This window comes from Peteryoungia ipomoeae (genome assembly GCF_004912165.1).
Classification (GTDB): domain Bacteria; phylum Pseudomonadota; class Alphaproteobacteria; order Rhizobiales; family Rhizobiaceae; genus Allorhizobium; species Allorhizobium ipomoeae.
This window is the reverse complement of the sequence record NZ_STGV01000003.1, coordinates 175,314-197,369: the sequence shown is the minus strand read 5'-3', so window position 1 is coordinate 197,369 and position 22,056 is coordinate 175,314. Positions and strand designations below refer to the sequence as shown.

General features: G+C 55.9%; 15 protein-coding genes, 1 tRNA gene, 8 pseudogenes and 1 other annotated feature. Of the genes and pseudogenes, 6 read left to right on the top strand and 18 right to left on the bottom strand.

The features are described from left to right. Window positions 1–55 precede the first annotated feature (55 nt). Window positions 56–130: transfer RNA gene (locus tag FAA97_RS10700), tRNA-Gln, on the top strand. A gap of 187 nt (window positions 131–317) precedes the next feature. On the opposite strand, the gene FAA97_RS10695 is transcribed toward FAA97_RS10700, so the two are convergent. From FAA97_RS10695 to FAA97_RS21285, 3 genes and pseudogenes are all read right to left on the bottom strand, one after another. Next, window positions 318–1,220: an NAD-dependent epimerase/dehydratase family protein gene (locus tag FAA97_RS10695; RefSeq protein ID WP_206110011.1), complete on the bottom strand. Its 903-nt coding sequence runs from the start codon at window positions 1,218–1,220 to the stop codon at window positions 318–320. A gap of 93 nt (window positions 1,221–1,313) precedes the next feature. Beyond that, entirely contained in the window at window positions 1,314–1,880 is a 567-nt protein-coding gene (locus tag FAA97_RS21290) for a sugar transferase (protein ID WP_246041412.1), read from the bottom strand. Window positions 1,881–2,034: 154 nt separating this feature from the next. Then, a pseudogene (locus tag FAA97_RS21285) lies at window positions 2,035–2,622 on the bottom strand (transposase); the annotation flags it as partial. A gap of 354 nt (window positions 2,623–2,976) precedes the next feature. Here FAA97_RS21285 and FAA97_RS10680 point away from each other — a divergent pair. Continuing rightward, window positions 2,977–4,404 carry a mannose-1-phosphate guanylyltransferase/mannose-6-phosphate isomerase gene (locus tag FAA97_RS10680; RefSeq protein ID WP_136598516.1) on the top strand — a complete coding sequence of 476 codons (1,428 nt, stop codon included), beginning with the start codon at window positions 2,977–2,979 and terminating at the stop codon, window positions 4,402–4,404. A gap of 71 nt (window positions 4,405–4,475) precedes the next feature. After that, on the top strand, window positions 4,476–5,588 hold the full coding sequence (locus FAA97_RS10675; protein ID WP_136598515.1) for a glycosyltransferase family 4 protein: 1,113 nt from the start codon (window positions 4,476–4,478) through the stop codon (window positions 5,586–5,588). A 32-nt stretch (window positions 5,589–5,620) separates the two neighbouring features. Here the strand turns inward: FAA97_RS10675 and FAA97_RS10670 are convergent, their stop codons facing one another. After that, window positions 5,621–6,751, bottom strand: coding sequence for a glycosyltransferase family 4 protein (locus FAA97_RS10670; RefSeq protein ID WP_136598514.1), 1,131 nt, complete (start codon window positions 6,749–6,751; stop codon window positions 5,621–5,623). A 22-nt stretch (window positions 6,752–6,773) separates the two neighbouring features. Next, window positions 6,774–7,424, bottom strand: a complete 651-nt coding sequence (locus tag FAA97_RS10665) for a NeuD/PglB/VioB family sugar acetyltransferase (RefSeq protein WP_136598513.1) — start codon at window positions 7,422–7,424, stop codon at window positions 6,774–6,776. 467 nt (window positions 7,425–7,891) lie between these two features. On the opposite strand from FAA97_RS10665, the pseudogene FAA97_RS10660 reads away from it, so the two are divergent. Beyond that, window positions 7,892–9,109: pseudogene (locus tag FAA97_RS10660) on the top strand (IS3 family transposase). Between the two features lie 674 nt (window positions 9,110–9,783). Here FAA97_RS10660 and FAA97_RS10655 read toward each other — a convergent pair. The 3 genes and pseudogenes from FAA97_RS10655 to FAA97_RS10645 all read right to left on the bottom strand — a co-directional run. Next, entirely contained in the window at window positions 9,784–11,418 is a 1,635-nt protein-coding gene (locus FAA97_RS10655; RefSeq protein ID WP_136598512.1) for a glycosyltransferase, read from the bottom strand. After that, window positions 11,409–13,166, bottom strand: a complete 1,758-nt coding sequence (locus FAA97_RS10650) for a glycosytransferase (protein WP_136598511.1) — start codon at window positions 13,164–13,166, stop codon at window positions 11,409–11,411. Before FAA97_RS10650 ends, FAA97_RS10655 begins: the two co-directional genes overlap by 10 nt. Before the next feature lie 461 nt (window positions 13,167–13,627). Continuing rightward, window positions 13,628–13,954: pseudogene (locus FAA97_RS10645) on the bottom strand (integrase core domain-containing protein); the annotation flags it as partial. A gap of 143 nt (window positions 13,955–14,097) precedes the next feature. On the opposite strand from FAA97_RS10645, the pseudogene FAA97_RS10640 reads away from it, so the two are divergent. Continuing rightward, a pseudogene (locus FAA97_RS10640) lies at window positions 14,098–14,886 on the top strand (IS110 family transposase); the annotation flags it as partial. A 38-nt stretch (window positions 14,887–14,924) separates the two neighbouring features. On the opposite strand, the pseudogene FAA97_RS10635 reads toward FAA97_RS10640, so the two are convergent. The 10 genes and pseudogenes from FAA97_RS10635 to gmd all read right to left on the bottom strand — a co-directional run. Next, window positions 14,925–15,227 (bottom strand): annotated as a pseudogene (locus FAA97_RS10635) (integrase core domain-containing protein); the annotation flags it as partial. A gap of 4 nt (window positions 15,228–15,231) precedes the next feature. Beyond that, window positions 15,232–15,528, bottom strand: a pseudogene (locus tag FAA97_RS10630) (IS30 family transposase); the annotation flags it as partial. Window positions 15,529–15,553: 25 nt separating this feature from the next. Beyond that, a pseudogene (locus FAA97_RS21280) lies at window positions 15,554–15,745 on the bottom strand (transposase); the annotation flags it as partial. A gap of 259 nt (window positions 15,746–16,004) precedes the next feature. Beyond that, window positions 16,005–16,358 (bottom strand): IS66 family insertion sequence element accessory protein TnpB, encoded by a 354-nt coding sequence (tnpB, locus tag FAA97_RS10620; protein ID WP_136598509.1) that lies wholly within the window; start codon window positions 16,356–16,358, stop codon window positions 16,005–16,007. Then, a complete protein-coding gene (tnpA, locus tag FAA97_RS10615; RefSeq protein WP_136598508.1) occupies window positions 16,355–16,741 on the bottom strand; it encodes an IS66-like element accessory protein TnpA in 387 nt (128 codons plus the stop codon). Before tnpA ends, tnpB begins: the two co-directional genes overlap by 4 nt. Window positions 16,742–16,798: 57 nt before the next feature. Then, window positions 16,799–17,376: pseudogene (locus FAA97_RS10610) on the bottom strand (transposase); the annotation flags it as partial. After that, window positions 16,979–17,095, bottom strand: a sequence feature (AL1L pseudoknot). It overlaps the preceding pseudogene by 117 nt. A 124-nt stretch (window positions 17,377–17,500) precedes the next feature. Then, window positions 17,501–18,247, bottom strand: a complete 747-nt coding sequence (locus tag FAA97_RS10605; RefSeq protein ID WP_136598857.1) for an ABC transporter ATP-binding protein — start codon at window positions 18,245–18,247, stop codon at window positions 17,501–17,503. Beyond that, window positions 18,244–19,026, bottom strand: a complete 783-nt coding sequence (locus FAA97_RS10600) for an ABC transporter permease (RefSeq protein ID WP_136598507.1) — start codon at window positions 19,024–19,026, stop codon at window positions 18,244–18,246. Before FAA97_RS10600 ends, FAA97_RS10605 begins: the two co-directional genes overlap by 4 nt. A gap of 17 nt (window positions 19,027–19,043) precedes the next feature. Then, complete coding sequence (locus tag FAA97_RS10595; RefSeq protein WP_136598506.1) at window positions 19,044–20,141, bottom strand: DegT/DnrJ/EryC1/StrS family aminotransferase; 1,098 nt, start codon at window positions 20,139–20,141, stop codon at window positions 19,044–19,046. A 2-nt stretch (window positions 20,142–20,143) separates the two neighbouring features. Beyond that, window positions 20,144–21,235: a GDP-mannose 4,6-dehydratase gene (gene gmd / locus FAA97_RS10590; protein WP_136598505.1), complete on the bottom strand. Its 1,092-nt coding sequence runs from the start codon at window positions 21,233–21,235 to the stop codon at window positions 20,144–20,146. Window positions 21,236–21,820: 585 nt separating this feature from the next. On the opposite strand from gmd, the gene FAA97_RS10585 reads away from it, so the two are divergent. Further along, window positions 21,821–22,027 carry a hypothetical protein gene (locus tag FAA97_RS10585; RefSeq protein ID WP_136598504.1) on the top strand — a complete coding sequence of 69 codons (207 nt, stop codon included), beginning with the start codon at window positions 21,821–21,823 and terminating at the stop codon, window positions 22,025–22,027. Window positions 22,028–22,056 lie beyond the last annotated feature (29 nt).

Sequence of the window (22,056 nt, the reverse complement as noted above, 5' to 3'; positions counted from 1 at the left end):
TGCCTTTGCTAATCAGGCCCCGCTTGCGAAGCGAAACACCGCTTCGAGGCCCTGCTGGGGCGTCGCCAAGCGGTAAGGCATCGGTTTTTGGTACCGACATTCCCAGGTTCGAATCCTGGCGCCCCAGCCATTTCCTCAAAGTCTTTATTTTTCAATGACTTGCGAGTTTGAAATATCCGGTACCGGAACAGTTTAGCGGTCCATAATTTCGGCCCATTCGGTTGCTGAATATCGAGGCGCCACAGTGGAGGCCAGACCTGAGCTTGCGAAAAGACATGGGCTGGGTCTGGTTTTTATCCGGCTGTATCTCAGAGTTCCTATTTCAACGGTAGACCCACCGATGGGCTCGGGCGCCACTGCAGCACTTCGCAAGTTTCGGAGATGTCGACTTGAAGGTTTTCCGTGAGCCGCGCGACCGCTTTCTGTCGTTGCGACAGGGCGCCAATCGCGTGCAAAAGGCGCGGAGGGAAGCCGACGCTGCGTGGGTTGCGCCCCGCATCGATGGTCAGCTTCTGCAGGAGTTCATGCGTGGATAGATCCTCCCCGTCACTCACCAAGAACGCCCGGTTCGCCGCCATCGGATGATCTAAGACCACGAGCAGAAGATCACACAAATTTTCGACGTGCACGAATGAGCGCTTGTTCTTGACCGCTGCAAAGATCGACGGCATTCCGCTCGCGGCCCACTTCATCATGCTGCGGAAATTTCCGCGCACACCCGGTCCGTAGACGAGGGGAGGGCGGATGATTGTGATCTCCATACCCGTTTGGCGGCCCAACTCCATCAGCGCCGTTTCAGCCTCTGCTTTCGAGATACCATATGGGTCCTGTGGGTTGGGCGGATCATCGGCCGTGAAAGCTCGTCCTGGCTCAGTCCGCTCCCCGTTCACCTTGATGGAACTGACGAACACGAAGCGGCGCACACCAGCGGCTGCCGCTTGCTTGGCCAGGTTGAGCGTTGCAACGACGTTGGACGCTCGGAACAGGGCAAGGGGATCGGACGCGGTTTCGCGCATCACATGCACGCGCGCTGCAAGATGCACAACGGTATCGATGCCCTCAAGACAGGCGCTCCAGTCAACCTCGGCGCCATAGGAAGGCACTGTGAGGAGGCCTGGAACTGCCTGCCTTGTAACGCCCCGAACCGGTAGGCCGCGTCGCAGCATTTCCTCGATGAGGTGTGAGCCGATAAATCCGGAGGCTCCCGTGATTAGGCTCATTCCCATTCAATCTGCTCCATTTGCCTGTCGAGTTGAGAAAGATGCATTCCTGCGACACTGTCGGAGGTCAGCCGATGCCGACGGCTCAGATGTTTAGTGTCTTACGCCAGATCCACCAACGACCTTCATCGCGGTCATCGCCAGGATACGAAGATCGAACAATAGGCTGTGTCGCCGCAGGTATTCGGCGTCCAACGCGACCTTGTCTGGGATCGCTAGTTCGTCCCGCCCGTTGACTTGAGCCCAACCCGTCAAGCCAGGCGGCAAGGTATGAACGTTTGCTGCAGTGCGCGCAGCAATCAGGTCGTCCTGGTTGAAGAGGGCCGGGCGCGGCCCGACAAGGCTCATGTCGCCCTTCAGGATGCACCACAATTGCGGCAACTCGTCGAAACTGGATTTCCTCAAGAAACCGCCAATCGGCGTCAGGTGCTGTGCCGGGTCATTCAGAAGGTGGGTCGCCACGACAGGTGCATTGACCCGCATCGTGCGAAACTTCGGCATTGAAAACAGGTGATTGTCGCGGCCGACACGCTTCGACCAATACAAAGCTGGCCCTTTCGAGGTCGCACGCACCGCAAAGGCGACAACAATCATTGGTACCGCCAGAATCGCGATCGCCGGAATTGAAATGGCGATATCAAGTACTCTTTTCAAAAACATGCGTAACAGCCCGTTTGCATCTCGCGGAAAACATTGGGGCAATAGGTCAAAAGACTTCAGACTGCCAGAGCTTTTGCATGGATCGGTGCCAGTGAGCTGATAGTGGACAAAGTCCTCCACTCGGCGTTTGTCAGCAACCGGCTGCCAGGGCAGGCATTGCCCGGACATTGTTCGGTCCAAAAGCCTCCTGGCGACCGTTTCTGAACTTTGAATTACCCGGTGCTTGAGATGCTTGTTGCGCAGTTGAAACCCTAACTCGGTATGAAGCCTGCGTGTCTTCTTCATATTGATCTCCCAGCCATCTCGGCGCAAATTCACATGGACGCGGCGGTGGCCATACCGCACACGTGTCTCGCAAGTTTCCTTGATGCGTAGTTCGAGTGGGGCCTGTCAGGTGCGGCGGGATTTGTAGTGATAGGTCGATGTATCGAACTTCGGGACCTTGGAGGCCCGTCGGATCGAAATGCGCCAGTCAACCACAGCTTTCGGCCGATGACGTCCTGCAGCATCTCCCGGTCCAGCGTCAAATCGGCTACACTTTTCTTAGTCCGTAATAATCATCTTCCAGAGTCTTCAATCGACCCTCTCATCGGGCAGCAGAGCCGCGTACCTTCCTGCGCCAATTGAAATAAGTCGCCTGGCTGATCCCCGCCTTCCGGCAAGTCGCTGCCACCGGCACGCCGTCATCGCCCTGCTTCCAAGCTAACGCTTGCTGGGCCTCCGAGAACTTCGATGCCTTAATGCTTCTGCTCCTTCTCCCAGCCGGTAAGTTCCCGCGGAAAACTCCAGTTATGAACGGTTCAGTTTTGGGGATCAGAGCACGTAGTAGCGCGCGTGATGGCGATTCTCCTTTTTATCCTGCAAGCCGCCTATAATGGGAACGATCCTTCGGACCCCGGTAAGCGACGTGTCGTTTTCTCCAGCATCAGTTCATCGGGGCGGTGAATGCCGTAGGTGGAGAAGCCTCACATAGCTCTCCTCTTCTGGCGGTTGCTATTTTTCCACATTAGAAGCTGGGTAAACCGACCTCAACAGGTTTGCCAATCCGATGCGGACACCCTACAACCACGAGCCGTCGACCCATGGAGAGAGAATTGTGACGAAGAAAATCATCCCTGTTATCATGGCGGGCGGCAAGGGCACGCGCCTGTGGCCGTTGTCACGCTCTAGCGCGCCCAAACAGTTCATCCAGGTTGTGGATGAGAAGACCCTGTTCCAGGAAACGCTGGAGCGAATCGCTGACGCTGCCATCTACGAGGCGCCCGTCATCATCACTAACCAGGATTTCCGCTTCACCGTGGCTGAGCAAGCTCGTGAAGTCGGCGTCGATCTCTCTGCCATTATCCTGGAGCCCGTGGCGCGCAATACCGCCGCTGCGATCGCGGCTGCAGCCATCCATCTTAAGCAGACATTCGGAGAGGAAGCGATTCTCCTGCTCCTGGCCTCCGATCACGAGATCGATGCTGGCCGCGACTGGAGCGATGCTGTCGCAACTGCGCACGAGACGGCGACCTCCGGCAAGATCGTGACCTTTGGTGTCAAGCCGACGGAGCCGGCAACCGGCTATGGCTATATCGAACAGGGTGATGTGCTTCCGAGTGGGGCTCACAAGGTTAAGCGCTTTGTCGAGAAGCCGCAGCTTGCGGCCGCGGAAGAAATGCTTGCCGCCGGCGCCTTCTTCTGGAACTCCGGTATTTTCATGTCGCGCGTCGATCTGCTTTTGAGCGAACTCGAAGCCTTCGCGCCAGAAGTGCACGAGGCAGCAGCGGCTGCGGTTGCTGCAGCGGCCGTTGATCTCGATTTTGTTCGTCTGGATGAGGAAAGCTTCCAAGCGAGCCCGGATATCTCCATCGACTACGCCGTGATGGAAAAGACGAAGAATGCAGCTGTGGTCACCTCCGCCTTCGCCTGGTCGGATCTGGGTAGCTGGGACGCCGTATGGAAGCTCGGCGACAAAGATGCCGATGGCAATGTCGTCATCGGCCATGCCACGGTCATGAATACGGAAAATTCTCTGGTCCTGTCGCGTGCGTCGCATGTCGCGGTGCAGGGACTTAAAGACGTGGCTGTGGTTGCGAGCGAAGACGCCGTTTATGTCGGACGTCTGGACGAGGCGCAGCAAGTCGGCACGCTCGTCAAGGCACTCGCGCTCTCGAAGGAAACTTCGCGCCTGACGGAGACCCACCCGACCGCCTATCGTCCGTGGGGCGGCTACACCTCCCTGTTGAATGGTGATCGCTTCCAGGTCAAGCGCCTGTTCGTTCTGCCGGGCAAGAAGCTCTCGCTGCAAAAACATTTCCACCGCTCGGAGCATTGGATCTGCGTCAAGGGCACGGCGGAAGTCACTGTTGGTGACAAGGTGATGTTCGTGCGGGAAAACGAATCCGTCTACATCCCCCAGGGTGACCTGCACCGGCTGTATAATCCTGGCAAGATCATGCTGGAGATGATCGAGGTGCAGACCGGCTCGTATCTCGGTGAAGACGATATAGTCCGCGTGTCCGACGAGTTCGGACGCGGCTAACCACCGCTTCCCGTCACGGCGCCGCCCGCATCCCGCTGGCGCCGTGACCGACTGACGACGAGGGTCTTGAAATGCGCGTTCTTCATGTCTTCAAGACCTATCATCCGGATACGTTCGGCGGTGTTGAGCGGACGATCCACGCGATCGCCAAAGGCGCTCTGGCGTATGGCATTCAGTCCGACGTGCTGTCGCTCAGCCGAGATCCCGAGGCCAACACCGTCGAATTCGACGGCCACATGGCCTACAAGGCGAAACTCGATCTCGAATTCGCGTCCACCGGCTTTTCGCGCGAGGCTTTCTCGAAGTTCAAGGATCTGAGCGCCAGGGCAGACGTTGTTCACTACCACTTTCCCTGGCCCTCCATGGATCTGATGCACCTCCTCCATCATCCGGGAAAGCCGACCGTCGTCACCTATCATTCCGATATCGTGAAACAGAAGCTCTTGCTGCAGCTTTACAAGCCGTTGATGCATCGCTTCCTGTCGAGCGTGACCCGGATCGTCGCGACTTCGCCGAACTACCTGGAGAGCAGTGAGGTGCTGCAGCGATACCGCGACAAGACGGAGGTCATCCCGATCGGCCTCGATGAAGCGGACTATCCGCGCGCATCTCAGGAACTCAAGGATCGCTGGCGCATGCGCTTTCCGAAGCCTTTCTTCCTCTTTGTCGGCGTGCTGCGCTACTACAAGGGCCTGCACACGCTGATCGAAGCGGCAAGAAGTGTCGATGCCGACATCCTGATCGCGGGGGAGGGGCCGATGGAGGGGGAGCTGAAGGCGCAGGCCGCCAGCGCTGGCCTGACCAATGTGAACTTCCTCGGCGCCGTCAGCGACCTCGACAAGGCGGCCCTTCTGGAGCTCTGCACGGCATTCGTCTTTCCGTCCCATCTGCGGTCGGAAGCCTACGGACTTTCACTCGTCGAGGCAGCGATGTTCGGCAAACCGATGATCAGCTGCGAGATTGGGACCGGGACCAGTTTTGTCAACCAGCACGGTGAGACGGGGATTGTGGTGAAGCCTCAAGACGGAAGCGCTCTCGCCATCGTCATAAACCAATTGGTGGAAGATCAAGCGTTGGCCCTATCGTTCGGGGCTGCTGCACGCCTCAGATACACAAGATCGCTGGGTGCGGACGTCATGGTCTCCGCCTATGCTGATCTGTACCTGAGCGACCGGGTGCGGTAACGTGCCTGTCATGGCGCGGTTCAGTCTATGCCTTATCGAGTAGCGCCCTGTTTTTTGCTAAGCTGCATGGTTTGCTCAAAAACAACAGAGAGTTCCCTCGCGCTTTTTGCCCAATCAAATCGCGCCGCATTTGCGGCCGCCGCCTGTTGCAGCCGATGATATAGGTTGGTGTCGGCTATAAGGCGCTCAAGCCCATGGGTGATGGACCTGACGCTGGAGGGATCCACGAGCAGAGCTGCGTCCCCTCCGACTTCTGGCATCGAGGACGACTCTGAAGTCAGCACAGGAATTCCCGCTGCGTTTGCTTCGATGATCGGCAAACCGAAACCCTCATAGTAAGAGGGCATCGCGAGAAATCTCGCCCGTCGATACAGAGTACCCAGCTCAGCGTCGGAGACAAATCCCGTCAAGCGTACAAGTTCTGCAATCTCCAGTCTCGAAATTTCAGTTTGCAGATCGTTGAGCCCCCATCCCTGACCGCCAGCTATGACAAGCTGCAATTCAGACCTCAGTTGGTCTGGGAGCATGGCGAAAGCTCTGAGGAGACCGTTTAGATTCTTGCGTGGTTCCAAGGTACCGACAAACAGCACGAAAGGGCGGGTGATGTCGGCGCGCCTAAAAACATCCTCGTCAGAAACTTTTGCCAGTGGTGTGCAGCCCGGGTAGACTACGCTGGTCTTGTGCCTTGCCCATGGATAGGCCGCCGCAACCGCCGCCTCCGTTGCAGACGAGACCGCGACCACTCGATCCGCCATGCGGATCGATCGTTCCATGAACACACGCTCTCCCAGCCAGCCCAAACTCCGCATCGTATCGGAGGCGTGGCGCCAGACAAGATCGTGAATGGTCAACACGGCTGGTATGGTCGAAGTTCCCAAAACAGGCAATCTGTGCGCCGGCCCCCAAAGGACGTCGATGTGATCATGCTTTGCAAGCTTGAGCAGAGAAGTGTTTCCCCACCAAATTCGAGCCAGAGCACCATTGTGATGCGATACGTCTGAATGGACGCCCGGAGGGATTGCCTCTTCGGAATGAGGTGGCGATGGCAGGTAGGCGAAAACCTCGTGCCCTAGCGCAGCCAGATGACGACTGGTTTCAACGACATAACGACCGATCCCGGAAAGCTTTGGGACCAGATTTCGGGCATCGATTCCAATTCTCATCAGGGGACCTGTAGCTCAATGTCTATTTCACGCGGCGCGCCGGCACTCCCACATAGATGCCCGGCTCGTCAATACTGCTCGTGACAACCGCGCCCGCCCCGATCACGACATCGCTGCACACCGAGACGGAATCGATCACCACTGCCCCCGCGCCAAGGAAGACATTGCTGCCGATCTTCGATCGACCCGCGACGACAGCGTTGACGGAGATGTGGGCAAAGTCCCCGACCTGTGCCTCATGCTCGACAATGGAGTGGGTGTTCAAGATGACGCCGCGTCCGATCTTGGCGCCAGGGCCCACGTGCGCGCCGTGAGCGACCAGTGTGCCCAAGTCCAGAATGCTCTCAACACCCAGGTGTGCTTCGGGGGATACAAGCGTTGCCAATTGTCCAGCAACATTTTCCATCTGTGATCGCCTTCGGCGGTTGTCGCCGGCTGCAGGAAAGAACAGCCAGTTGGGATCAAGTGGGTCTGGCAAAGTGCGGATTGCGGGGAATGATGAAAAATGTTCCCCATCATCCGCGTTAGCGTCAATGAAGATTATACGGCTCCATTTTGCCGCGACGGCAACGTCTGCAGCGCTACGGGCGTGCCCACCGAAGCCCAGAATAAAAATGCCGGCATTAGAGTTATATGGCGCCGAATTGGTGGTTGAGTTGTCGTTCGTTTTCATAGTTTACCTTTAGGATGTATGACCAACCGCGCTGCAGCCGGTGCAGCACGCTGTATTACAGCAAGCTAGCGGTGCAGTCTTTTGTTCGTAAGCATCGGACGCCAAAGTGGTCGATGATTCTTTCTGACCGCCGCCGATGGGGGTCGGCGAGAGCCCCTATTTTCTGCGAGTGCTTTGTCCGTTCCTGTCTCCATCGCCATTCAGGCTCGCTCCCGAAGTTCCGAGAAAGCATGTTGCGTGTCTATGACGCGCCAAAGCGGATCACGCCTGGAGCCGGTTTCTACGCTGCGATTTTTTCCGGTTGTACGGTTGATGGCGCACAGTCTATAGACACCACATCATGGATAGTATCCGAGGTCGCTTTGCTCAAACTCATTACAATTTTCCTTCCGATCGCCTTGTAGTGGCCCCCTAAATCCCCGGACACGATCTCCCACTTGCTAAGTGTTAGGAGTAATGTGCCCATTATGACCAGTCACATCCCCAAGATTGAAGTGCTGTCCGGCCGTGAGCGTCGCCGTCGCTGGTCGACAGCGGAGAAGCTGGCGATAGTCCAGGAGACCTACGAGCCTGATGTCACGGTCAGCATCGTGGCGCGACGGCACGGCATTCAACCGAACCAGCTATTCGCCTGGCGCAAACTTGCGCCGCAGGGTGCGCTGACGGCCACGGCATCGCAGGAAGAGGTCGTTCCTGCATCCGAATACAGAGCGCTTCAGAACCAGGTTAAAGAGCTGCAGCGCCTCCTCGGCAATAAGACGATGGAAGGCGAAATCCTCAAGGAAGCGCTTGAGATCGCATCAGGGTCAAAAAAACACCTGTTGCGCTCGCTCTCGTTGCCGAAGGACGGTTCCCGATGACGACGGTGTGTGAGACCTTGGGTGTCGCCCGATCCAACATCGCGGAATCTGTGAAGCGACGTCCCTCCAAAGCCAGAGGGCGTCCGCCGCTTGCTGATCGGGAGCTGGTGGATGAGATCAAGACCATCATCGACGATATGCCCACCTACGAATATCGCCGGGTGCACGCGATCCTTTGCCGTAAAGCCCGAAGCGAAAGCCGACCGTGGCCAAATGCCAAACGCGTCTACCGGGTGATGAAGGTTCACGGCATGCTTCTTCAGCGCCACACCGGTGCTCTCGACACCCATCGCCACGATGGCCGTGTTGCCGTCGAGCAATCCAATCTGCGCTGGTGTTCAGACGGCTTCGAGATCGGCTGCGACAACAAGGAGAAGGTCCGCGTTGCGTTGCGCTCGATTGCTGTGATCGCGAAGCCATTGCCCATGTCGCGACAACAGAGGGCATCAAGAGTGAGGACGTCCAAGACCTGGTCATTAGGGCTGTGGAGAATCGCTTCGGTCTCATCAACACTCTTCCAAAGCCAATCGAATGGCTGACTGACAACGGCTCCTGCTTCATCGCAAAGGACACCAGTCACTGCTTGTCGATATCGGCATGGAGCCTTGCTCCACGCCCATTCGCAGCCCCCAATCCAATGGGATGGCAGAGGCTTTCGTCAAAACATTCAAGCGCGACTACGTCTCAGTGAACCCTCGACCAGACGCCGCAACCGTCATCGCGCAACTGCCCTCATGGTTCGAACACTACAATACCCTTCACCCGCACAAGGCATTGGGGTATCGCTCGCCTCGTGAGTTCTTAAACCGTCAAACAGAATCCTGATCCTGTCCGGTTTTTAAGGGGCAAGTCCAGTCACAGACTTTTTCGCGAACATAAGCTATCCTCTTTACGTGGTTCACGGTGTTGCTGGCTACACTCTGCTGGCGGCGCTGAGGGATGCTGGCGTCAACGAGCATCTCGCACTTGCTATAGCCACGATGGCGGCTCTCTTGGCCGCCTATCTTGTCCACACTTTGGTTGAAAAGCCTTTCATGCACCGTTCAAAGATCCGGTTCGTTACAGGCTCGCCAGTCGCGGGTGGTGAAAAATGACGCTACCTCTACAATGGAATGGTTCTGACCACGCTCCAGTATTCATGGGTGAATTTTTTCTTGAATGCTTCGAACGGCAGCACGCAGCCGTTACGCGATCAAGTATTTCTCACCATGGCCATGCCTCAAGCCTAAGCGTCGAACATCTTCCGCCACTGCTCGAGCATCCCCACTGCAGCGGTCGCGTACCGCCCGCCCGGCGTGTTCTCAGCCGTTGCATGAGGGATGGCCTGATCAAGGGCGTAGTCAAATGCCGCTTCAACGGTACGCCTTCCTTACTCCGTCTTGATGGTCTCATGCAGGAGCCCGCTCACCACGAATTGTAGGGTCACTGACTCTGCCTTCAGTCTTTCGATCATCTCGTAATGCAGCTCCAACATTGTATGAAATCTGCACGGTCTGACATCATTTTGCTCCAGCGCTGCTAGCGCAGCTTTCCAATGCGTCGATGTATTCTCCCACAACCTGCCGCCACGACCTCGATGACAGCTTACTGTCATAGAACTCGCGCTGGAGCGCGCGCAGGCCATCGACATCATCAAGGGCTTCCCGAATAACGCGAGCAACATCCTTGTAATCGAAGCCGTCGAAGAACGTGCGGTCCGCTACGGCTGCATCATCAATGATCTCTCGTGACACAGCTATGTCAGCCATGACGACGGGCGTCCCAACCGAAAGACTTTCCGTAAAAGTAAATGGCATACCTCCCTCTGCTAAGGAGGGATTTACCGCCAACGTTGCCAATCTGTAGCAAGCAGCGAGTTCCTTCTCGCTCAACCCGCGCACAAAAAGTACATCTTCATGCAGGTTCATTTCATCCATGAAGCTCTTCACGTCGGCCGACTCTCGCCACTCTCCGGTCATCAGAAGTTTGTAAGGGAGGTTCTTTGTGCGGCGGAGGAAGTGATACGCCTTCAGAAGGGTCATCACATTTTTGTTCGGCCTGATTTGGCTAGCATAAAAAAGGAACCCGGTGTCCCGCGATGTATACCAGACCGCCTTTGTGTTGTTCACCGCCTTCGCTAAGGCGGTCCAAAGGTGCATCGCGCTCAGAATGTCTGTAGCCTCCTCGTTGTCGACGAAGCCAGAAACCTTAATGAGGTGCTCGAGCCTGTTTGCTCCATGGCGAACCACTGTCACGCGCGATGGATCGACGTGGAAGTGATGGACCAGAGTGCGTTCTTTGACATCCTGGCTGTAAGTGACGAATTTATCGCCGCCTTCAATCGCGTCCTGTATACGACGGAAATCCTGAAGACGCCGATCTGGAGACGGCTCCTCGGTGGCGAAGGCCACCGAAAAATGAATCGGCACCGCATCTGGCACGCACATCAATCTCGGAGCCTTGATCTGGTTGAACTCTGGCCAAAATGCTGCTGGCGCATACCAAGCCTTCACATGCCGGTATTTGTTGGCAGCTTGCGACACAGATTCTGCCTCTATATCACACATAAGTCGGTACAAAGTATGAGTCGCCCGCGCAACGTATCCGTCTCGATTGAGGCGTTTCTTTGCGGCACCCAATCGCGCGCCCAGCCTCAACCTTCGAAAGAGCCTGACTGAAAAACCCACCGCTATCAGAGCCCCCCCGAGAAAAACCGCAATCGGAATTGCAACTGCTAGCGACGCCAGCGTCAGTACAAACGCCAAAGGATTGCGCGATTTCGCCAGCTTAATGACCAAGCTTTTCGTACTCGCTTTGATGTTGGTAACGAGTCGCTTGAGTCTTCCCTTTCCGGCGATTCTCGTTCGAGGTTTCTTCCTTCGTTCCGTCAACGAAATCGCCGCCTTATAGAAAATTCCGATTAGAGATGACCTCGGCGGAGAAATGATTTCGAACGCTTCAGGGTCCAAATCGAAACTTTCGAAGAGATCGTGAAGTGGCGCCCGCATCCATTTAGGCGCGGCGATAACAAATTTTACATCTGTAAAGTCGGTTGAAGCGGCGAGGAACTCAGCTAAGTGCCTCCCAAGGCCCTCCGACCGAAGATCGACGCGCGGGCCATATGCCAAATATATTCCGTATGTCTTCACAGGCATTCCAACACCACATCTAGAATGGAGCCTTCTCGGCCGTCGACTACGAACATGTTCTTGATGTCGATGGCTTCCATCTTGGCCAGATGGGACTTCGTTTCTGCAGTTTTTACGATGACGGCCTCTGCGTCGGGAAGCAATCCCAACCGAGCGATACGATTACCCAGAGACTTCGGCCGCTTGGTATATTCTTCAGTATACTCGTGGACCACCCAGACGATTGGCTTCAAGGGAAGGATTGGCGTTTCCGTCCGGTCGCCGACTACGATCCAAAGATGACAATCCTGGAAGTAGTTTATCTGGTCGTCAGGCGCAATAAAGACGTTAGACTCGACCTCACGACCGACGTCTGCATAGATTAATGCTCGCTCTGCCGCTGACTGGGAGATATTCTTCCATGAGAAAGTTCGCAACGGCAAATCAATGCGTTCCATCTCGGCATCTTGCATCGCTGTGTACCGACCGGAAACTTTTTCCGACGCTACTTCGACTCCGAGCACTACATCGACTTTCAAGCCTAGTTCGCCGCCGCCGTTTACCAGGTCCTTAGCGACTTCCTCGGCCTTTCTTAGGTTCTTGCGTGCTGAGAGTACTGCGATCTGATAGCGGTCCGGCTTTTGCGACGTTTTGCGGACAGCTTCTGCCCTTTGAATTCTGGCAAGGCCGTCTAACCAATAAGGCTCCGCCTTCTCCGCCATCATGCAGTCCAGGAGGACTGTTTGGGCCGCCCTAATTTCATCCGCGAATTTTGTATCCCCGGCGAGCAAGCGCTTCACTTTTGCCTTTGCTTCTGACCACGTGTTAGCTCTACCGGGAAGCTCCCTTCCTCCCATGCGATCGAGCATTCCGCCGCCCATGAAGATTAGCGGCATCCCAATCTTGATCGCTTCGAACGGGTGATAGTGGATATGGCGCGGCTCTCTGCTGTGGTAGAACATGCACTGCATGTGTCTCATGTTTTCTTGGTGCTGACTGAGAGGAAGGTATCCCAGAACTTTTGGATCACGCACCTTGATCGATTGCGCCCCGCCAACTGCGTACGGTATGTCTTTGAAGTTCTTTTTAAACTCTGCATAGATATCGATATAGGCTTGATTGAATCCAACATCTGGACAGACGAAAAGGACTCTCTTGTCGCCTCCAACCCAAGGCTGATCCACGGGCGACGACGCGCCTGCCATCCCCAATGGGAGGTAAACCGTCTGCCGTCTTATCCAGTCGTCTTCTATCTCATGAAGGTTTGAATAACCCTCAGCAAACCAGAATCGCGACCCAAGCCGACGGAAAGCCCCTCTCGCACGGCGATATTGCGGGAACGACTGGAGCACTTTCGAATAGCTGTTAGACTGGCCGGCCAGACCGTAAGTCCGCCAAAGTATTTGCCCATTAAAATTTCGGCATGTCTTTTCCACCCCCTTCGGATCAAAGAGGATGCAGAAAAGTATTCCAAAATATCTGTTTGCCACTTCCCAAGCCTGACGATTCCCCCCGGAATACCAGTCGGTCTCGTTGAGGACCTTCAAATCATCTGCCGGGATTGAAAGCGTGCTATCCCAGCTCGCATCAACGGAGGCACTTCGAAAATTTGGGTCATTTGGATAGATCTTGGGGGCGAAGACCTCATACCCAAGCTTATTTAACATCGGGAGTTCAAACTTGCGTGCTGCGGTGTGATTTAATATCCACATGACACGGCGCGTCCTATCCACGCGCCCGTTGCCCATCGCGCTCGAAACTTCAGTTCCTTCCATAAGGATGACCGGCCCTCAGCTGTTTAATCGGACCGGCTAAATAGCAAGTGATAGCCTCGATTACCAGCCCGACTTGTAGGACATCGCGTAGGAGTTGAATAATGACCGTGGGAGAACGCTAGACCGCAGCCAGCCCAATCGTGCTGGCCGTTGGCGTCACGCTGTTTGGGGGTCCAGCTATAGGTCGCACTGCTGGCAACGTTCTGGAAAAGTGAAGCGACAGCGTTCCCCCGCGCAGTGACTCCTATGCGTCGGTTTCGACTGCCCGCGCCGTCATAGTACCCAAATCCCGTATTGTTATAGGAATATCCACCATTCGTCTGGCAATCGGTGCACGCTTACATGAGGTCGCCGCTGCCCGTGTTGTTATCGAACTCGCCGGCCTCGACAACAACTTCCGTGCAAAAGTTACTGACGAGGCCGGAAGTGGCCTGCCCCCATGGGGTGATCCGGTTGGAATGTTAGTGCATGCTTGGCCTGCTGGCCACCGCTGGCGTTGATGCCGGTCCGTTTTGGCGAGGCCAAACAGAGGCTTCGGGAGACGGTGGCCTGTAGCCCAGCGATGAGTGCGGGCGCACGGTGTTGTAGTGACGTCGCCAGTTTTCGATGACGATCTTTGCCTCCTTGAGCGTGTAGAAGATTTCACCGTTGAGCAGTTCGTCACGGAGCTTCGAATTGAAGCTCTCGCAATAGCCGTTTTCCCACGGACTGCCCGGCATGATGTAGGCGGTCTTGGCACCCACCGCCGCGATCCATTCCCGCAATGCCTTGGCGATGAACTCCGGCCCGTAGCACATCGGGAATCTTGCTCTAACATAGCCGGCGGCGCGCGTAGCCATGCGTAGCGCAGCGCGCCGTCGGCGGTGGTCATGGCCGGTCAACAGGTCTCTAAAGTGAAGTTGTCGAGGCAACACTTTGGAGGCGACAAGCCATGACCAAATATCTTTCTACTCCCACAAACGCCGTGCTGGTAGCGATCGATATGTCGAAGCACCGCCAGGAGGTCCTTATCGAGCGGCCCGAAGGTGGCCGGCGCCGGCGTATGTCGGTCATGGCAACCAAGGATGACTATGATCGCTTGGTGGAGGAACTGGCTTCCATGGCACGGCCAATCGTCATCGGTTTCGAAGCGACCGGCAATTATCATCGTACCCTGGCGTATAAGCTGCTTGCGGCAGGTTTCCAGTTGCGACTGATCTCTTCAGTTGCATTGGCCAGAACGCGAGAGGCACTGCATAACGGCTGGGACAAGAACGATCCGAAGGATGCACAGGTTATCTTACACATGCTGCGGATCGGGGCCACGCAGGTTTACGTCGATCCGCTTGAAGCCGGCATCAACGATTTGCAGGAACTGTCGAAGACGCACGAAGTCATCTCTAAAGCCAAGACCCAGACCTGGCACCGCATCCTGAACCACTACCTGCCGCTCTATTTTCCCGAGATCGCCCACTTTGCCGGTAACAGCCGGTCGGACTGGTTTCTGGCGTTGATCGAACGCTTCCCCACACCCAGCAGCATCACTTCACTCGGACGCGAAGCGTTTGTTGCGGAGGCGTGGTCGCTTGTCGGACGCAAAGTCTCAAAAGCACGATTAATCAATGACATCTATGAGACCGCTTGTTCATCTGTAGCGCTGCCCATAGCCGAGGACGCCGTCGCCATCAGCATGTTCCGCATGATTATTGGCCAAGGTCGAAGCCTGATCCGTGAACGCAATGAACCGCACCGGGTTTGCCGGAGGCCATTTCGTTTAAGTTATGCGGCCATGGCTGCTTCGTCCAGCATGGCGTAATACCGCTCTTCAGCTTCGGCTGGCGGTATGTTTCCGATGGGCTCCAGGAGGCGTCGGTGGTTGAACCAGTCGACCCATTCCAGGGTGGCGAACTCGACCGCTTCGAAGCTCCTCCATGGTCCACGTCGATGAATGACCTCGGCCTTGTAAAGACCGTTGATCGTTTCTGCGAGTGCGTTGTCGTAACTGTCCCCAACGCTTCCGACCGACGGCTCAATACCTGCTTCTGCCAACCGCTCGGAATAGCGAATGGACACGTATTGGGCAGATTCAACCGGTCGCCGCAACACCCTCGATCATATCTGATTTGAGCAAACCGTCGAGCGCCTCTGCAGGTGTGCGCCAGCCCAGCGTCTTGCGTGGTCTGCTATTGAGCGCATGGGCTACGGCGCTTAGTTCGTCGACGCCATACTGGCTGAGATCCGTCCCTTTTGGAAAGTACTGACGCAGCAGGCCGTTGGTGTTCTCGTTGCTCCCGCGCTGCCAGGGGCTTTGAGGGTCGCAGAAGTAGATATCGAGCCCAGTGTCGATGTGCAGTCGAGCATGCTGAGCCATCTCCGCTCCCTGGATCGTGATGATACCGTTGGCAGCCCGGATTCCCTGGCATCTTTGACCCACTTGCGTAGAACGTTCGCGTTGACCCCGTGGGCAAGCGCCAGGCTGATATGGAAACCCCTGGCTCAAGGCAGGCCGCTACAAGCCGGGCCTTTGACGATGGATCATAGCGGCGTCGACCATCACGCCCCACAAGCCGCACTCGCAGTTTCTGCTCTTCGTCACTCATATTTGGCGTCCACCTATTTTAAGTGGACACTTCATGCGCCAGAGGCGTCGGTGGTAAAAGGTGCGCCGAAATTAGCGCTTACTCTCCAGCCGCTCAATCCGCTCATCCTTGCGGGCTTCACGCGCCTGCGACGCAGCCAGCATCGCCTTCAGGGCAGCAATATCGTCTGGAAGATCGACCGCATCCAACATACTGGAAGTTTATCAAATTGGGCGGCGTCTTGCTGTCGGAATTTGCGAACAGAGTCATCATGACGCATCTATTCGATTGCTGTTGGCGCTCGCGCCTCAACAGAACGAACTCGCCGCCAATCGAGCCCTGCGAACAGTGCCTCGAACTGAGCATGCCCAAGAGTAATCAGACCGTCCCGGATGTCTGGCCAGGTGAACGTATGCTCCTCCGGCCGCTTGTAGGCCATCACCAAACCGCTGCCATCCCAGTAGATCAGCTTCAATCGGTCCGCCTTGCGTGATCGGAATACGAAGACTGTCCCCGTAAATGGGTCCTTATGCAACTCGTTCTTGACCAGTGCGGCCAATCCGTCGTGACCCTTGCGGAAATCGACAGGCTTGGTCGCCACCATGATCCGAACCCGGTTCGAGGGAAAGATCATGTCGGACCTGCGCAGGCACGCGCGACAGCGGCGATCCGGGCGGCAGACGCGCCTTCTTCCAAGCGGATAGTGACAGCGCCAACGATGATCTCGGGACGGCTGGCTTTCTTGATGGGCGGCTCCGCAACTGGTGGATCAACGACAACCGCCGCGAACTCCACTGCATCCTCAGGTGCGGGCAGAACCAGTTTGCCCTGCCGAGCCATTGTTCGCCAAGTCGAGAGGTGGTTTGGCTTCAGGCCATGGCGTTCTGCAACTTCATTCACCAACGCTCCGGGCCGAAGACTCTCCGAAACGATCTGGGCCTTCACCTCGTCCGGCCAATGCCGCTTCGGCTCACGCCCAGACTTCCTGGTCGTGAGAAACTCCAATGTACTCTCCATGGAGAAACTCCCGTTGCTCGTCCATGAAAAGGCGATCACAGATCACGGCGGCGAGGACAACGTGGGAGCAGAACATCGGTTACGCTTCAACTGCCGCCAGACCTTGCGAACGCCATAGACGCGGAAGTTCTGCTCGAAGACACGACGTATCTCGATCTTCATGCCGATATCGCTTCGAGCGCGGATCGACAGGCGGTCCACATCCAGTCGCTTGGCGACGTTCTCATAATAGGTTGATGGGGCAATCGGCAGCAGCCTGCAGATCGGCTCGACCCCGAACACGCCTCGGTGTTCGTCAATGAACGAGATCATCGCTTGAAGGGGCGGTCGAGCTCCGCCATCGCGAAATAGGCAGACGCCTTGCGCAAAATCTCGTTGGCCTGGCGAAGCTCGCGGTTCTCCCGCTCAAGAGCCTTCATCTTCTCGGTGACATCGCTCGGCAGGCCGGCTCGCTTGCCGCTGTCGACTTCAGCCTTCTTGACCCATTCATGCAGCGTGGCTGGCGAGCAGCCGATCTTGGCTGCGATTGATGAAACGGCAGCCCACCGCGACGAATGTTCTGCTTCGTGATCCAGCACCATACGGATGGCACGCTCACGGACTTCAGGTGAAAACTTGTTTGTTGTCTTGCTCATATCGGCTCCACTCTCTCAGAAGTTGGAGTCTCCGGCAAACCCGGTGCGGTTCATACGCCCGTTTTGAGCGTTTACACTCAATGTTCGAAACAATGTATCTCCATCGTTCAGTCAAGCGCATAAATTATAGGTTGTTCACCCGATTGTAATGATCTACCGCCTCTCCTATATCCCCGTCATATATTAATTGTCCATGGTGGAAGACTAGGCCGCGACTGCAGATTGAGCGCAGTGATGGAAAGTCGTGCGAGGCAAGCAGCAGTATCTCCGCCTTCTCCACAAGCTCGCGGATGCGTTTGCGCGCTTTGAGCATGAAGTTTGCGTCTCCGGCACCGATAACCTCGTCAAGCAGGAGTATGTCACCGCCAACGGCCGTCGAAATGGCGAAGGCGAGGCGAACCTGCATGCCGGCGGAATAGGTCTTGATCGGATAATCGATAAACTCGCCGATGTCGGCAAACTCGACGATTTCCGCTTCCATCGCGCGCATGAATTTGGGTGTCAGCCCGAGCAGCAGGCCGCGGTAGAGAATGTTCTCCCGGCCGGTCGCCTCTGGTTCGAAGCCGAGGCTGATGTCGAATAGTGAGCGAACTGTGCCCTCAACTACTTTCTCTCCGGATGAGATCGGATAGAGGCCAGCAACCATTTTCAGGAACGTGCTTTTGCCTGCTCCATTGTGCCCTAGCAGGCCTACGCGTTCACCGGGCAAGATCGAAAGGCTGACATCCTTCAGTGCATGAATGTCGTCCACCTTTACGCGCGCTCCGGGTCGCTTAACCGTAGACGCCAGCATGGTCTTCAGAGAGCGTTCCTTGAACGCTACCGACGCATAATGAAGATTTACTTTGTCTAGAACTATCCGGTTCGTCATAGGTAAAAGATCACTCGTTTCTCTGCTGTTCGTCCCACCACGACTGCCAGGAGCGACATCACCATAGCTGCACCGAAACACCAAAGGTAATTGGTCAAGGTCGGCCATTCACCGTGTAGCAGTGGCGCTCTTACGAGTTGCAGGAGATGATAAATCGGGTTGTAGTCTAGGAGAACGTGCAGATTTCCGCTCCGGAAGACTGATGCTTCAAAGTAGACTGGCGAGATGAACCAGATGGCCTGTAGGATCAGGCCAAGAGCATGTGGCAGATCCCTGAACCTTGCCGAGAAGTACGCCATCACTGTTGCCCATGGCCACAAGATTATGCCGATTATCGGAAATATTGTCAGTGCGGCCAGCCAACTCCAGCCAAAGTTCTGCGGCATGACCACAAGAACCCAGCCGATCAAACTTACGCTTGCGAGAGAAAGAATGATCATCCCAGACAGTACGTTTCGCAATGTGTAAATCGCTAGCGGATGCCGGGTTTGCTTGATGTAGGCATCCGCTTGAACGAAGGCGAGCGCTCCGCCGGTCACGTTAAAGACGATGTATTCCCACACGATGACGCCCGACAGGATGTAAGGCGCGTACTCGGCTATTGATGAGTTGAAGATACGGCTGAAGACAATCGATATCAGAATGGTCAGACCCAGCGGCTGCAGCATCGACCAGAAGATGCCGAAAAATGACCTCCGCCAGCGTGCACGCAGATCAGACATGACCAGATGCATCCAAAAGTATCGAGCGGCCCATATTCCGATGAGGTATTCACGCATGGCTTTGCTCCGATCGCTCAAGCAGCGCGCTCAAAATACCCGGAAACCGATTCACAGATGCGTTCGATTTGCTCTGAAGAGAGGCCGGGATAACTGGGTAGGTTTATTCCTCGCGCACTCAAGTCTTCGCCAATGGGAAGAACCTGCTCCGTTCGACAATGCGGCATGTGGTGCGCCATCGCGAAGAAGGGTCTGGTCTCAATGCCTGCCCGGCTGAGATGGGAGCGCAAATCGTCCCTGATCCTGCTGTCGTCTACCAACAGAGAGCACATCCAATAGGAGTGCGTAACCTCGCCTACGGGGACGTGAGTCCGAACAGGGAGACTGGCAAAACGTTCGGCATAGGTCTCCGCCAATTTTGTCTTCGACGCCAAGAATTCGTCGGCCCGCTCCAGCTGCGCCAGACCTATGGCGGCTTGGATGTTGGTCATTCGATAATTGAAGCCCAGCATGTCGTGCCAGTATTCACGGGTCGGGGATACACCTTGGCTTTTGAGACGCCGGCATCTCTCCATGACCTCAGGATCTCGGGCAATGACCATGCCGCCTTCTCCGGTGGTGATGGTTTTATTGCCAAAGAAACTGAATGTTGCCGCGTCGCCGAAGGTGCCGACATGTTGCCCCTTCCAGCGGCTGCCGAACCCTTCGGCGCAGTCCTCGATGAGATAAAGCCTTCTATTCTGACAGATGGCGACAATGGCATCCATGTCGCAAGGATGGCCATACAAGTGGACGGCCATCACGGCTTTGGTCCGAGGAGTGATTGCGGCCTCGATCAGGGCTGGGTCGACCTGCAAAGTTTCAGTCAGTGAATCTACGAATACGGGGATGGCTCCGCTCTGGATGATGGTGTTCACAGAAGCAATATAGGTGAAGCTGGGGACAATGACTTCATCCCCAGGACCGACCCCGAGTGCCTCTAGCGCCAGATGGATTGCCACCGTTCCGTTCGACACCGTCGTTGCGGCTTCAGCTCCGACATACTGCGCAAACGCCTCTTCAAACCTAGATATGAATTCGCCCCTGGACGAGATCCAGCCGGACGATAGGCATTCGTTTACGTAAGTGGAAACGTTGCCATCAAGTTGCGGCTGATAAACTGGGATTTTCGACATGACTATTCTTTCCGGAGGTATGAATCGTATCCGTTCTCGGCCAAGAATTTTTCACGCTCCGCGCTCTTCAAATCCTCGCTCGCCATCTCTTTCACCAGATCCATAAAGCTGGTTCGGGGGAACCAACCCAACTTCTCTTTTGCCTTGCTGGGATCGCCGAGTAGCGTTTCCACTTCCGCCGGTCTAAAGTACCGGGGATCGACTTCGACAATGCAGGCGCCTGTAACAGCGTCGTAGCCCTTCTCGTTGACACCTTCCCCTTCCCAGCGGATCGACAGACCGATTTCCTTTGCGCTCAATTCAACAAATTCGCGCACCGAGTGTTGCTCACCTGTGGCAATCACAAAATCCTCTGCAGTATCCTGCTGAAGCATAAGCCATTGCATCTCGACGTAGTCACGCGCATGACCCCAATCCCGTAGTGCATCGAGATTTCCCAAGTACAGCGTTTTTTGCGAGCCCAACTTGATGCGGGCTAGGGCCCGGGTGATCTTTCTCGTCACAAAGGTTTCGCCGCGGATAGGTGATTCGTGATTGAACAGGATGCCGTTGCAGGCATAAATTCCGTATGCCTCTCTGTAGTTGACTGTGATCCAATAGGCGTAGAGCTTCGCTACAGCATATGGCGATCTCGGGTAGAAAGGAGTCGTCTCCCTCTGGGGAACTTCCTGAACGAGGCCATATAGCTCCGACGTAGACGCCTGGTAAAACCGTGTCTTCTTTTCGAGGCCAAGAATTCTGATCGCTTCAAGAATTCGCAGTGCGCCTATGGCGTCAGAGTTGGCAGTGTATTCGGGTTCTTCGAACGAGACGGCGACATGGCTTTGAGCCGCGAGGTTATAAATCTCATCCGGTTGGACCAGCTGAATGATCCGCATCAGGCTTGATGAGTCTGTCAGGTCGCCATGATGCAGCGTTAGGTCGACGCCGGCCTCGTGCGGATCGTGGTAGAGATGGTCAATGCGGTCCGTGTTAAACAAGGATGTCCGCCGCCGAATCCCATGAACGGAGTATCCTTTTTTCAGGAGGAGCTCAGCAAGGTAGGCTCCGTCCTGCCCGGTGATGCCAGTTATCAGCGCAACCTTCTTAGTCATTTCTTCTCCGCCATGGTGAGACATGCAACCCAAAGTTAGCGTCGTCGATTTTCATCGCTCAACAAATTTGCCGCTCTATAGCGCTCAAGATAGATAAAGTCGATTCCCAACTGATGCGATCCAGAGCGCTACCCTCGCCTATCGTGCGCTTACGTTAGTATGGCCTGCTGCCGGTTTCATGGAAATCGCGTTAAAATGCTCCTCCTGAAACCGCAGAGCATGAACGCAAAGACGAGTATTTGGCCGCGGGTATTGCTCTGATTGCTCTGATCCCCGATAACTCGAGGAAAGTCGGGGCTCAGGTCAGACGCAGTCCTTCCCCTTCGCATATATTAAGAGCCGTACTCGGCGGCGCCGAGGCGGGGAATGGCAGCGATGCTCGGGACCGACCGACACAGCCGTGGGCCGGCGCTCACTTGCCACGCCTTGTCATGCACGCGGACGGCGGTGAAGTGTCAACGCCTCGCCAAGACTCGCCCTAGCGGGACTTCTGCCTTATGGTCGATAGCATGTGCTCCGGTTGTAAAGTTGTGCCGATACTAGAGATTCCTGCTGAGCTTGGGGCCGTAGAAATAGGGGTCAAAAATGAGCGAAAAAGACTTCAGCGGCATGGACAAGAAACGGGGCTCATCGCCGATCAATGCTGGCATGGACCAACCTGACCCCGTAAGCCCCACCGCCGGCAGAATTGCCGAGGAGGTAGACGTCGCTTCGTTTGTCAAAGAATTGCTCGTGAGCGACAGGCTGATCATGGACTACCTCAAGAAAGCTGAGGCCGACGAGCGCAGTTAACTATACCGCGCCCCTCAGCTGGTCATCAG

Coding starts and splice junctions, on each gene's coding strand:
- FAA97_RS10695 (WP_206110011.1), bottom strand. CDS start 1,220: ATGAGCCTAATCACGGGAGCCTCCGGATTTATCGGCTCACACCTCATC.
- FAA97_RS21290 (WP_246041412.1), bottom strand. CDS start 1,880: ATGTTTTTGAAAAGAGTACTTGATATCGCCATTTCAATTCCGGCGATC.
- FAA97_RS10675 (WP_136598515.1), top strand. CDS start 4,476: ATGCGCGTTCTTCATGTCTTCAAGACCTATCATCCGGATACGTTCGGC.
- FAA97_RS10670 (WP_136598514.1), bottom strand. CDS start 6,751: ATGAGAATTGGAATCGATGCCCGAAATCTGGTCCCAAAGCTTTCCGGG.
- FAA97_RS10665 (WP_136598513.1), bottom strand. CDS start 7,424: ATGAAAACGAACGACAACTCAACCACCAATTCGGCGCCATATAACTCT.
- FAA97_RS10655 (WP_136598512.1), bottom strand. CDS start 11,418: ATGCCTGTGAAGACATACGGAATATATTTGGCATATGGCCCGCGCGTC.
- FAA97_RS10650 (WP_136598511.1), bottom strand. CDS start 13,166: ATGGAAGGAACTGAAGTTTCGAGCGCGATGGGCAACGGGCGCGTGGAT.
- tnpB (WP_136598509.1), bottom strand. CDS start 16,358: ATGATCTTTCCCTCGAACCGGGTTCGGATCATGGTGGCGACCAAGCCT.
- tnpA (WP_136598508.1), bottom strand. CDS start 16,741: ATGGAGAGTACATTGGAGTTTCTCACGACCAGGAAGTCTGGGCGTGAG.
- FAA97_RS10605 (WP_136598857.1), bottom strand. CDS start 18,247: ATGACGAACCGGATAGTTCTAGACAAAGTAAATCTTCATTATGCGTCG.
- FAA97_RS10600 (WP_136598507.1), bottom strand. CDS start 19,026: ATGCGTGAATACCTCATCGGAATATGGGCCGCTCGATACTTTTGGATG.
- FAA97_RS10595 (WP_136598506.1), bottom strand. CDS start 20,141: ATGTCGAAAATCCCAGTTTATCAGCCGCAACTTGATGGCAACGTTTCC.
- gmd (WP_136598505.1), bottom strand. CDS start 21,235: ATGACTAAGAAGGTTGCGCTGATAACTGGCATCACCGGGCAGGACGGA.
- FAA97_RS10585 (WP_136598504.1), top strand. CDS start 21,821: ATGAGCGAAAAAGACTTCAGCGGCATGGACAAGAAACGGGGCTCATCG.